Consider the following 11,221-nt stretch of genomic DNA (forward strand, 5'->3'; position numbering starts at 1 on the left):
TGTTATCCTTTGGGTTCAAGTTCGAGGAGAAGCTTTATGATGGAAGTCTTCGTTAGGCGCCCAACCACATCTAGCTTCGTGCCGGCATCCTCCGCACTGTACGGAACAACCACCGGCAAACTGTCTACCTCGTGAAAAATCATCTTATGCGCAGCATCAAGCACCGTGTCGTCAGGGAATATCGTTACTACCTTGGGCTGACGCGTCATGACCATACTTACAGGCATGGAAACAGCGCCGGGGTTACCAAGCGTGACCTTTAAGAAATCCTTGCGGGAAGCGACACCAGTCAGCTTGCCGTCTACGTCACAAATAATAAGAGTGCCGACATCCTGGAGAAACAGGGTAACGACCGCATCCTGAATCGTTGTAGTCTCCCGGATAATAATAGGCAAGCTTTGAATAGCCTTGACTTTCGTTTCCTGCAGTAGATAGCTGCTGCCCAAGCCGGATGAGGCTTTTTTGCCGGGGAAATACCCGACCTTTGGTTTGGCATCGATATACTCGAGCATGACCAGAACCGACAGATCGGAGCGAATCGTAGGCCGGCTAAGAAGCAGGCTTTCGGCAATTTGTTCGCCGGAAATCGGCGATCTTTTTTTTACAATATCAATAATTTGCAATTGACGGGATGTCAGTTCGATCACAGTTTCCCTCCACTTCCGAATACAGCAAGGTGACCCTCAGTATGAAAGGAGCGCCTGATGCCGATTCCTCCTTTCATATATGAGTCATATTAGAATATTTTTCCCTTTGCATGGTTATATAATACGCATTAATGGTCATTAATGCAACATATAGTACGTCATATATCAGATATTTTTTGAAAGAGAGGCTTTTATCCGCGGTTTTAGGATTAAATGCTTCAAGGCGGTGGCATTCACAAGCAAGGTTCCGCCAATGATCGTGAATACACCGAGCAATGTTACCCAAGAGACAGCCTCCGAGTAGAACAGGAAGCCTACGCCGACAGCAATAGGAGGGGAGATATAGAGCCAGGTGGAGGGGAAGACCGGATTCGTCTTGGCGACGAGCCAATAGAACAGTGTATGTCCAACCATAGAGCCGACCACGGTCAGATAGAGCATCGAACCTGCTGTTTTGATCGAGAAGAGGAACTCAGGGTGTACATTCTCTGTAGCCATAGACAAAATGGACAACAATACCCCGCCATACAGCATCTGTACAGCATTGAGCGCAATAGGCGAAACCTCGGGCATGCTGGTAATTACTTTTTTGGAATAGATGGCACCTGCTGCATAACAGCATTCACCGATCAGAACGACAACGCAGCCGATAATCCACAGCGGGGAGACATCGAGCGCAAGGTTAGGCAGAACCAGCAGCAGCACACCGATGAAGCCGATGATGCAGCCGTAGAGCGAGATAGCAGAGGCTTTTTGACGAAGCACCGTGGCTTGCATCAGCAAAATCATGATCGGACCGGTGGCCGAGAGCACAGCAGCGAGCCCCGAAGATACATATTGTTCAGCCCAGTACAGGGCCGAAAAGGTCCCGAAGGTCAGTGCAGCCCCGGTGAACAACAGTTCTTTGCGCAGTAGCAGGGAGAAGCTGGCTTTGCGTTTCCAGACCATCCAGAGAAATAGAACAGCACCCGCTATGAAAAAACGTAGCCCTGCCGAGAAGAAGGGAGGCGCACCGGCATCCACACCGATTTTGATCGCGAGAAAGGTTGTACCAAAGATAAGGCATACGAGAGCATAAGCAACAAGAATCATGTTCATTTCCCCTTTATGATGTGGTTGAGACCGGAAGTCCATTGGTAATTCGTTTAATCATATAGGGGAGGAGACAGAACAGATTACATAGAGTAGAACAGATCCTCCCGAAAATCGTGTACAATATGTTAAATAGGTTATTTGGTGAGGAGCTTTAGGCAGATGAAAAAAGCAGTTGGAATGGAGCAGACTCATCCCTTATTCCGTCAGGTGTATGAGTTTATCTTAAACCGTATAGAACGGGGGGAGTGGAGAGCGCATGACAAGCTGCCTTCCATCCGGCTGCTGGCTGATGAAACCAAGGTGCACCGGCTGACGGTATTTAAGGCTTACAGAGCGCTGGCTGAGCATGGCAAGGTTTATGTAAAAGATAAATCCGGTTATTATGTGTCTCCAGATAGTCTGCTACCTCTGGATACTGGAGAGGGCACTGTAGTGTCTTCTTATCAACTGACCAACCCACTTTCCGACATCCAGCGGATTCCGGCCAAATATCAATTCTCACAGGCGCTGATTGATCCTAATTTGCTGCCCAATCTTTTTCTGTCGGATTATGTGAAGAAAGTGTTTGACCTGTATCCGAAAGTGATGGGGACGTATTCCAGTGTACAGGGGGACGAAGAGCTGCGGGAGACGCTAAGTCAGCATTTCAGGCAGCATCATCGGCTGCAGCTGTCAGCTATGGAGCTGTTAATTACCTCCGGCGCACAGCAGGCGATTAATCTGGTGGCCAGAATTCTGCTTGGACCCATGGACACGGTGCTGGTGGAGCGTCCGACTTACAGTGTGGCTATGGATATTTTTCGGCGGGAAGGCGCGCGGCTGATTCCGGTTGAAATTACTGCGCAGGGATATGATCTGGAGAAAGTGGAAACTCTGATGCGCAAGCATAAGCCACGTATGTTCTATATGAATCCAACCCACCATAATCCTACGGGGTACTCGGTTCCGGCGCGTCAGCGCAAACTCTTGGTTGAGCTGGCAGAGCGCTACCGCTGTATGCTGGTGGAGGATGATCCTTTTCGCGATATGTACTTCGCAGAGGAGCCACCGACACCGTTATTTGCTTATGACACGGAGGGGTGGGTCATTTACATTAGCAGCTTCAGCAAATATGTCGCTCCAGGCTTGCGGATCTGTGCGGTGGCCTGCCGTTTCCCGTTCATGGAGCGCTTGATCACAGCCAAATCTCTGGCGGATAACGGTACTCCGCTGCTCAATCAGAAAATCTTTCTGCACTATTACACTTCACCGCGATTGCAGCAGCATCTTGGCAAGCTGCGCACAGCGCTTCAGGTGCATAAGGAGATTATGGAGGAGGAACTGGCCGCGGCAGGGTGGGAATGGACTGCTCCGCAGGGCGGGCTGAATCTGTGGGTGAAGCTGCCTTCGACGCTCTCTGTGGAAGTGCTTTTTCGCAAAAGCATGGAGCAGTCCATCGCGTTTGTCCCCGGTGAGATTCTGGACCCGCTGGGAGAGATGAAGTCGTGGATTCGCCTCAGCTACTCCTTCGCCAGCGAAGCGGTGCTGCGTGAAGGAATGCAGCGATTGACGGCGCTCTCGCGGACGCTGTGAATGTTGCTATTTCTAATGAAAAAAGTTGACATAAACATAGTTACAACTCACTATATAGGTATGATGTCTAGAGGAGTATGAAGAAGCGATGAGTATAATGTCTAAAACGGCCATCATTAAACAGCAGTTGAAGGAGCTGATTGCCAAAGGTACGTTCATGGTTGGCGAGCGGTTGCCTTCGGAGCTGGAAATGTCCAAGAGACTGGGAGTAAGCCGCGAGACGTTCCGCGATGCCGTTAAGCAAATGGAGGCGGAAGGGCGGCTGCGAGTAAAGCATGGAGTGGGAACGTTTGTTATCAATCCTCTACCCGCTATTCCCAGCAGTCTGGATAAATTATCAGGCACCAGCGAGATGATCCGCTCCGCGGGCCTTCAGGAAGGAGAAAGCCGGGTCTCACTGCGGAAGATAGACTGTCCTTATGAAGTTGCTATGCAGCTAGGGATTAACACAGGAATGGAAGTGACGGTATTGGAGCGGATTCGCACGGCTAATGAAGAATCTGTGGCCGTAACCGTAAATTATTTTCATCCGGACAGGGTGGGTGATCTATTTGAGCGGCATGATTTCTCGGGTTCCTTGCTTGAATTTATCGAGTTGCATTTGCCCGTGCGAATTGTCAAATCGGATACCGAGATTTCCGTTCCTCTCCATATTGACCGTAATTGCCAGAAGCTGCTCGTGCACCCGACGACAACCGTGCTGCTGTTCAAGCAGCTGCATTATGATGAGGAGCACCGGCCAATATTTTATTCGCTGGACTATATGCGTAACGATGTATTCACCTTTCAGATTCGCCGGACACGCGAGTAAAGGTGACGATTAGGAATTAGAACTGCGAAGGGCCATCATTCGATGGTCCTCTTTTTGTTGCGAAATTTACAAATATCCGTAACGCCTTTTAAAAATATAGATTATTCTAATTACAGGAGATGTCTATACGTCTTGAAGAAATGATCTGGAAGGGGAACATTCATGGGCTGGTATGTCAGGTCTCTTGGCAAACGAAAAATAATTGAATTTATGGTACTGCTGCTGTTCGTTTTCTTCTTTCTCGGTCCACTGCTTAATCTCACCCTGCTGGCTTTTTCGGGGAAATGGCAGTTCCCGGCCATGCTGCCTCAGGTGTGGTCACTGGAATGGTGGTCCTTTGTCTTAACCCAGGAAGAAGTGCTGTCGTCCATCTCCCTTTCGTTCGGTATTGCTACTATTGTTACGATTGCTTCCATTGTGATTTGTATTCCGGCCGCTTACGCGTTTGCCCGCATTCGCTTTCCGCTCAGCCGTTGGTTCTTATTTTCTTTTCTGCTGACGAACGCTTTCCCAAAAATGGGCTTGTATGTCTCCATCGCTGTTCTGTTCTACCAGGTCGGTCTTATGAACACTTTACTAGGTGTCGTTCTGATTCACATTGTCAACACATTGATGTTCATGACCTGGATTCCGGCAGCGGCCTTCAAGAGTATTCACCTGGCGCAGGAGGAATCGGCACGTGATGTTGGAGCTGGACCGTTTCGCGTATTCTGGCATGTGACGTTACCGATGGCCTTACCGGGAATCCTGGTCGCTTCAATCTTTACCTTCCTCTCGTCGTTGGATGAGGCGCAGGGTACATTCTTGGTTGGAATTCCAGATTTCAAAACGATGCCACTGGTTATGTATTCGATTGTGGAGGATTACCCGAGCACGGCTGGTGCTGTATTTTCCATTATTATGACGCTTCCGACGATTGTTTTACTGCTGGCGGCCAGAAGGTTTGTCAATGCAGATGTGATGTCGAGCGGATTTCAGATGAAGTAGGGAGAGAATGCCATGGAACAAACCATTCAATTATCCATAAGCGGTTTGCAAAAAACATATAAGTCCGGCGAGGGGGTGCGTGACATTAACCTGGAAATCCGCAAAGGGGAGCTGATCTCCTTGCTGGGTCCATCCGGCTGCGGGAAAACCACGGTTCTGCGTACTATAGGCGGGTTTCTGTCCCCCGATTCGGGAGAGGTCAGAATTGAGAATCAAAGCATTCTCCACCTACCGCCGGAGAAACGGCCGACAGCTATGGTATTTCAGAGTTACAATCTCTGGCCGCATATGACGGTATATGAGAATCTTGCCTTTGGCCTGAAGCTGAGAAAGACGAGCAGAAGTGAAATTCGTCAGAAGGTGGAGCAGGTATTGAAGTTAGTTCGGCTTCCAGGGATGGAGAAGAAATACCCTTCGCAGCTCTCCGGGGGGCAGCAGCAGCGGGTCGCCGTAGCACGTGCCCTGCTGCTGGAACCAAAGGTTCTGCTGCTGGACGAGCCTTTCTCGGCGCTAGATGCCAAGCTAAGAATGGAGATGCGCGAGGAATTACGCGAAATTCAGGCGGCTGGAAATTTGACGATGGTCTTCGTCACTCATGACCAGGAAGAGGCCTTGTCCATTTCCGATCGTATCGTAGTGATGAACAGCGGCAGAATTGAACAGGTTGCCTCCCCGCAGGATATTTACGATCAGCCGAACACATTGTTCGTTGCCCAGTTTATCGGACGGATGAACTTTCTGCGGGGACAAGCGGTTGGAGACCGGATCAACGTACAATCCTTTGGGTTCCACAATGAGAAGGGCTTGAGGGGCGAAGTGACGGTCGCTGTAAGGCCGGAAGATATCGTCATGCTGCACGATGAGAGCGCAGGAATGGGCGGGACGATCAGACAGGTGATGGTGCTGGGGCATTATGCTGAAATTTCGATAGAAACTCCGGCTGGTTTGACCAAAGTATTTCTGCCGCGCGAAGAAGCGCGGAGCTTATCAACCGGATCAGCGGTAAGGATCGGTATTACGCGGGTAACCGCTTATTCACAATCATCATAATATGAGGGGGATTTACACAATGAAAGGAAAGAATCTGCTCGTGGGTCTGATTATGCTCGTACTGGTGCTGTCTGGTTGTGGAAATAATGCGGGAAATAACAGCGCAAATAGTAGCGTGAATAGCGGAGAGGCAGCGGCCGCAGCCGGAAATGCAGTGGAGCCGACAGAACTTAGCTTTTATTTTACAGGTTCACTGAACGTGAAGTCGATGTGGGAGAAGATCGTACCGATGTTTGAAGCGCAGAATAAGAACATTACTGTTAAACTTGTGCATATTCCGTCCGGGCAAGGTGGACAGTCCACGATGGATCGGCTGATAGCGGCTAAAAAAGCGGGTGAGACCTCCGTCGATATCGATTTGTACGAGGCTTCCGGTAGCGATGTGCTATTGGGTGAGGCCGAAGGCATCTTCGAAACGGTGGGAATCGATACCATTCCGAATATCAGCAAGATTGAAGCAAGCTATATGACTGACCTGAACAATTTAGCCGTACCTTACCGTGCCTCCTCCGTCGTGCTTGCTTATAACAGCGACACGGTGTCCACTCCGCCGCAAACGGCTGATGACTTGTATGAATGGATTCGCAGCCATCCCGGCCGCTTTGCTTATAACGATCCGGCTACTGGTGGTGCGGGCAGCTCATTTGTGGTCACAGCGCTGTATAATTTCTTGCCGGATGAAGCGGTGCACAGCCAGGACCCGGCGATCATGGAACAGTGGAAACAGGGATTTGATCTATTGAAGGAACTGGGCCCATATATGTATCAGGAAGGCGTCTATCCGAAGAAAAACCAGGGCACGCTTGATATTCTTGCGACAGGTGAAGTGGATATTATCCCGGCATGGTCAGATATGGCGTTGGAGCAATTGAACAAAGGTCTGCTGCCAGAGAACATCAAATTGACGCAAATCGAACCTGCCTTTACAGGAGGGCCAGCAATGCTTGCTATCCCGGCAATGTCGGTAAAGAAAGAAGCCGCACAGACATTTATTGATTTCGTGCTGACACAGGAGGCCCAAGAAACGATCGTCAACGAAATGTTCGGTTATCCGGGAATCAAATGGTCCGAAATGCCGGCAGAGCTGCAGTCCAAATTCGAGAGCGTTGCGAAGGGCTATCGTCAGTTCCAGATCGGCGAGCTAGGAACTGAAATTACGAAGCGCTGGCAGGCAGAAGTAGCGGCCCAATGAATCTGGATAAAGCCGGTGCGTTAAGAATGAAGACAAGCACGGCGAAGTCTGGCCTCAGCAGGCAGACGAAGGATTCCATCACAGGCTTGCTTATGGTCTTCCCTTCATTTTTACTGCTGGTCTTCATTGTTATTCTTCCAATCTCATTGGCGGTCAGGGAAAGCTTACTAGACCCAAACGGAGCTTTATCCCTAGCGAATTATAAGTACCTGTTCACGGATAAGGCCATGAAGAACAATATTATATTTACTTTGAATCTGACGGTAGTCAGCACCGTGATTACCCTTATCCTTGGCTACATTCTCGCTATCTATTTAAGATTCAGCAAGGGACGGATCTCAGAGTGGATTCGCAAGCTGTATTTTATCCCGATGTTTATTCCGGCAGTCATTGCAACGTACGGCATTATTAACATGTATGGAAACCATGGGTGGCTAGCGAGAATAGTGCTGGCCCTCGGTGGCGATAGCTTCCCGCGTTTCATTTATGATTACAACGGTTTGCTGCTGGCCAACCTGTGGTTTAATATTCCGTTTACGGCAATGTTGCTAAGCTCGGCACTTGCAGGGATTCCGAATTCCCTCATCGAAAGCGCCCGTGATGTCGGCGCAGGGAAGCTTAATCTTTTCACCAAATTTATTGTTCCAATGACATACAAGACCGTTCTGGTCGCGGCTACCTTTTCGTTTATGGGGATTATCGGCAGCTTTACGGCCCCTTTTCTGATCGGTCCGAATGCTCCGCAGGTGCTAGGGATAGCGATGCAACAGTCCTTTTCCATCTATCACGATGTGGGAATTGCCAGTGCCATGGCGGTATTCATGTTCCTGCTCTGTTCAGCAATGGGATATTTCTATATTCGCAGTATGGTCAAGGAAGAACCGGCGGGAAGGTAAGGGAATGCAGGGGAAATCTGCTGCATAGGAGGAGAGCTACAGTGGAGAAGACGATTATTGTACAAAGGCAGCTTCCTGAGTGGGAACTGCTCAGTGAAGGCAAAGATTGGAACTGTACGTTTCAGATGGATAGGTCCGGTTACGCAGAGATCACGCTGCTGGCAAGCTCCGAGAGCCATTGGAGTGTTCAGGATAAGGAATCATCCCTTGTAGTGATTGAATTGGACGAGTCCTACAATCAGAGTCTTATCTTATTTTATGGAAATCAGCCGTTCCAATATACACGACTTCTCGGATGGCTGGAGGCGGGTGAGCATCAACTGAAGTTCGCATTCAGCTGTGATTCTTCACCGCTTGTACGGCAGGCCTCCCTGAAGGAACTACTAATTGCAGTTATAACTGAGGATTCTCCGTTGGCGTTAATCTACCGCCATGCTCCGGTGCTATACGGGCGGAATCTGACGCATGCCTTTGAGAGCCGATTCACAGATACGCCGCTGCTCATGATGTACACTACGGAGACGTCTTTGTCGGGGGTCATCCTGGAATATCATATTATGTACAGTCATGAGGATGCCGGAACTCCGGCACCACTGCTTATGAGCAAGTGGGGGCGGTTGACCGACATTGAGTGGACGTATCGCGTGACCCTTGACCATCAAGGTGAAGTGTTAGCAGCGGTGTTTCAAGGACCTCATCATGAAACAACAGATTTTGCTGGTCATTATGCTCTCGGTGGTCATCCGGTGCTGCAGGCCGCTACAGATAATGGGAACGTGAGCGACGTTACGTCTTCGTCCTACCGCTTCCTGCTGCCTCCAAGTTACCATTGGCATCCGGAACGTGAACCGCGGGAACGTGCCATGGATGCTCATCCGTTCACTTATCGGATGATGGCCTGGGAGCTTATGCGCCAGGAAACGTGGGAGAATCCCTGTGATCCTGATACGATGCAGTTCACGGACCCAAGACATTATTTATACATTCAAACCTCAACGCATGAAGTGAAAGATGATGAAGCCCGCAGGACTTCCATCGATATTAGAGTTAAACGGTTTGGGGATGACCGCTGGTATTCCAGCAGCTTCAATGATTTACGGTTCGGAATCCACCGGTCAGCATATGACGGACCGTATAACCATTTCGCAACGACTGTTAAAATGCCGCAGGGAAGTTCACTAGAAGAGCTCGAGGAAATTAGTGTCACCCTTCTTCCGGGAGGAGCGGACACAATCATAGTCGAAGGGCTGAAATTTTTCTATCTGGATGAGCAGTTTACACCCGGAGAGGCTGTAGAGGATGAGGTTGTGGTCAGGCTGACTGTTAGCACACCTGCAGCAGTCCTGTGGAAAGCGGGCGCATATGTATAAAACGCTGCTGGATATCCGTTCCACGATAATACCTGCGGACAGGCATGTCCATCTTGTTCATCGCTTTGCGCTCCCGCAGGGGATAAGCAAGCTGGTAATCACCTTCGCCTATTCTCCAAAAAAGCTGGAGGATATGACGAGGATCAATGAGCTTGTCGTCAGCGCTGTAGAGCGGTATGTGGAAGCGGATAGTCGCATGGCGGCTTATGGTAATCCCGATTATGGTCTGCTGCACAATCTGCTGACCGTCTCGCTGGATGATCCCGCCGGATTTCGTGGGGCCGCCCACCGACCGTCACCGGAACAGAAAATATTCCTGGCGGAGTCGGAGGCTACGCCAGGTTTTCTGGCCGGCCCTCTGCCTTCAGGGCTATGGGAATTGACGATCAGCCTGCATGAAATTGTCACGGATACCTGTCAATTTCACCTACAGGTACAGTCAGAAGAAGAAAGGCGGGCGGGCGTATGACTATCGATTGGTTGGCGTGTGAGCTGCACACGCATACGATTCATAGCGACGCCACACATACCCTTAGCGAAATGGCGGAAGCCGCTCGTGAACTGGAGTTTGACTGGATTGCATTGACGGATCATAACACGGTTAGCGGTCTGATCGGCAAGGAAACGGTGGTAATAGAGCAGGGGATTTCCATCCTGCCAGGGATGGAGTGGACAACCTTCTACGGACATATGCTGACCCTAGGTGCGAATGTGCAGCAGACAGCGGATTGGCGATTGATCGGCGCTGATGATATCGGAAAGGGGCTAACCGATATACATGAATCAGGAGGGATAGCAGGTATAGCGCATCCTTTTCGCATCGGCAGTCCGATCTGCACCGGCTGTTTCTGGGAGTTCGCCATCGGTAAATGGCAGCTACTTGACTATATTGAAGTGTGGAACGGGACATCCCCCAACATGAAATCATACAATCGACGTGCCTTCGAGTACTGGACTGAACTGCTGAATCTGGGTATCCGTATCACGGCGCTCAGCGGTAGGGACTGGCATCACTCACAGGTATCTGGGGAAACCACGATTTCGGTCACTTATTTGGGGTTAGGCTTGGACGATCGGGCTTCTGAACATGATTCAGGAGGAACAGCCGAACAGCGGCTACTGAAAGCAATCCGCCACGGGGCGGCTTCAGTCACACTGGGACCGCTATTGACACTTAGTGCCACGGAACAGCTGAGCAGAACGGAAACGGGGCAAACTTATCGGTTAGGCGACACCGCAGTGATCCATTCCTCCAATGGCAATACACTATCCATAACTATAGAAGCTGACTTTGGGGTGCGAAAGCGGCAATGGACAATCGTACAACAGAAGCTTTCCTTGTGTTTGGTCGGCAGCAAAGGGATAGTGGCCGAATGGAAGATTGTGGCCGGATCGACTATCGTCGAGGCTTGTCTCGATCTGACGGATGAGCTATGGCTTCGCGCGGAGCTGTACGGCTCTATGAACGGCCAAGAAGGGCTGCTCGCGTTCACCAATTGCATCTATATCGAACAGGCGAAAACCACGGTTTCATAAAACCGTGGTTTTTTTGGGCTCAATGTCAAAATCAGTGCTTCTAAACTGCAATCAGGAGTACTTAA

Annotated in this window: 11 protein-coding genes; 9 read left to right on the forward strand and 2 right to left on the reverse strand. The window is 50.0% G+C overall.

All coding sequences use genetic code 11. The features are described from left to right. Positions 1-2: 2 nt before the first annotated feature. Both GJB61_RS01365 and GJB61_RS01370 read right to left on the reverse strand, forming a co-directional pair. On the reverse strand, positions 3-647 hold the full coding sequence (locus GJB61_RS01365; protein WP_338115634.1) for a helix-turn-helix transcriptional regulator: 645 nt from the start codon (positions 645-647) through the stop codon (positions 3-5). A gap of 165 nt (positions 648-812) precedes the next feature. After that, on the reverse strand, positions 813-1,739 hold the full coding sequence (locus GJB61_RS01370) for a DMT family transporter (RefSeq protein ID WP_154116396.1): 927 nt from the start codon (positions 1,737-1,739) through the stop codon (positions 813-815). 162 nt (positions 1,740-1,901) lie between these two features. On the opposite strand from GJB61_RS01370, the gene GJB61_RS01375 reads away from it, so the two are divergent. From GJB61_RS01375 to GJB61_RS01415, 9 genes are all read left to right on the forward strand, one after another. After that, the gene (locus GJB61_RS01375; RefSeq protein ID WP_154116398.1) at positions 1,902-3,314 is read left to right on the forward strand and encodes an aminotransferase-like domain-containing protein; all 1,413 of its coding nucleotides are present in this window, start codon (positions 1,902-1,904) and stop codon (positions 3,312-3,314) included. Positions 3,315-3,402: 88 nt separating this feature from the next. Continuing rightward, the gene (locus GJB61_RS01380) at positions 3,403-4,125 is read left to right on the forward strand and encodes a GntR family transcriptional regulator (protein WP_154116400.1); all 723 of its coding nucleotides are present in this window, start codon (positions 3,403-3,405) and stop codon (positions 4,123-4,125) included. A 162-nt stretch (positions 4,126-4,287) separates the two neighbouring features. Beyond that, positions 4,288-5,112: an ABC transporter permease gene (locus GJB61_RS01385; RefSeq protein ID WP_154116402.1), complete on the forward strand. Its 825-nt coding sequence runs from the start codon at positions 4,288-4,290 to the stop codon at positions 5,110-5,112. Positions 5,113-5,124: 12 nt separating this feature from the next. Then, positions 5,125-6,162 (forward strand): ABC transporter ATP-binding protein, encoded by a 1,038-nt coding sequence (locus GJB61_RS01390; protein WP_154116404.1) that lies wholly within the window; start codon positions 5,125-5,127, stop codon positions 6,160-6,162. A 19-nt stretch (positions 6,163-6,181) separates the two neighbouring features. Continuing rightward, a complete protein-coding gene (locus tag GJB61_RS01395) occupies positions 6,182-7,354 on the forward strand; it encodes an extracellular solute-binding protein (protein ID WP_154116406.1) in 1,173 nt (390 codons plus the stop codon). Further along, positions 7,351-8,250, forward strand: coding sequence for an ABC transporter permease (locus GJB61_RS01400; RefSeq protein WP_229521401.1), 900 nt, complete (start codon positions 7,351-7,353; stop codon positions 8,248-8,250). The genes GJB61_RS01395 and GJB61_RS01400 overlap by 4 nt, the downstream gene beginning before the upstream one ends. 41 nt (positions 8,251-8,291) lie before the next feature. Beyond that, on the forward strand, positions 8,292-9,620 hold the full coding sequence (locus GJB61_RS01405; protein WP_154116408.1) for a hypothetical protein: 1,329 nt from the start codon (positions 8,292-8,294) through the stop codon (positions 9,618-9,620). Beyond that, entirely contained in the window at positions 9,613-10,089 is a 477-nt protein-coding gene (locus GJB61_RS01410; RefSeq protein ID WP_154116410.1) for a hypothetical protein, read from the forward strand. Before GJB61_RS01405 ends, GJB61_RS01410 begins: the two co-directional genes overlap by 8 nt. After that, positions 10,086-11,156, forward strand: coding sequence for a CehA/McbA family metallohydrolase (locus GJB61_RS01415; protein WP_154116412.1), 1,071 nt, complete (start codon positions 10,086-10,088; stop codon positions 11,154-11,156). Before GJB61_RS01410 ends, GJB61_RS01415 begins: the two co-directional genes overlap by 4 nt. The last annotated feature ends 65 nt before the right edge of the window (positions 11,157-11,221 follow it).

Source organism: Paenibacillus monticola, from assembly GCF_009664975.1.
Classification (GTDB): Bacteria; Bacillota; Bacilli; order Paenibacillales; family Paenibacillaceae; genus Paenibacillus_AQ; species Paenibacillus_AQ monticola.

Excerpts from the sequence above, each read along its gene's own strand:
- GJB61_RS01390 (WP_154116404.1), top strand. The coding sequence starts at position 5,125 with ATGGAACAAACCATTCAATTATCCATAAGCGGTTTGCAAAAAACATAT.
- GJB61_RS01385 (WP_154116402.1), top strand. The coding sequence starts at position 4,288 with ATGGGCTGGTATGTCAGGTCTCTTGGCAAACGAAAAATAATTGAATTT.
- GJB61_RS01375 (WP_154116398.1), top strand. The coding sequence starts at position 1,902 with ATGAAAAAAGCAGTTGGAATGGAGCAGACTCATCCCTTATTCCGTCAG.
- GJB61_RS01410 (WP_154116410.1), top strand. The coding sequence starts at position 9,613 with ATGTATAAAACGCTGCTGGATATCCGTTCCACGATAATACCTGCGGAC.
- GJB61_RS01370 (WP_154116396.1), bottom strand. The coding sequence starts at position 1,739 with ATGATTCTTGTTGCTTATGCTCTCGTATGCCTTATCTTTGGTACAACC.
- GJB61_RS01415 (WP_154116412.1), top strand. The coding sequence starts at position 10,086 with ATGACTATCGATTGGTTGGCGTGTGAGCTGCACACGCATACGATTCAT.
- GJB61_RS01380 (WP_154116400.1), top strand. The coding sequence starts at position 3,403 with ATGAGTATAATGTCTAAAACGGCCATCATTAAACAGCAGTTGAAGGAG.
- GJB61_RS01395 (WP_154116406.1), top strand. The coding sequence starts at position 6,182 with ATGAAAGGAAAGAATCTGCTCGTGGGTCTGATTATGCTCGTACTGGTG.
- GJB61_RS01400 (WP_229521401.1), top strand. The coding sequence starts at position 7,351 with ATGAATCTGGATAAAGCCGGTGCGTTAAGAATGAAGACAAGCACGGCG.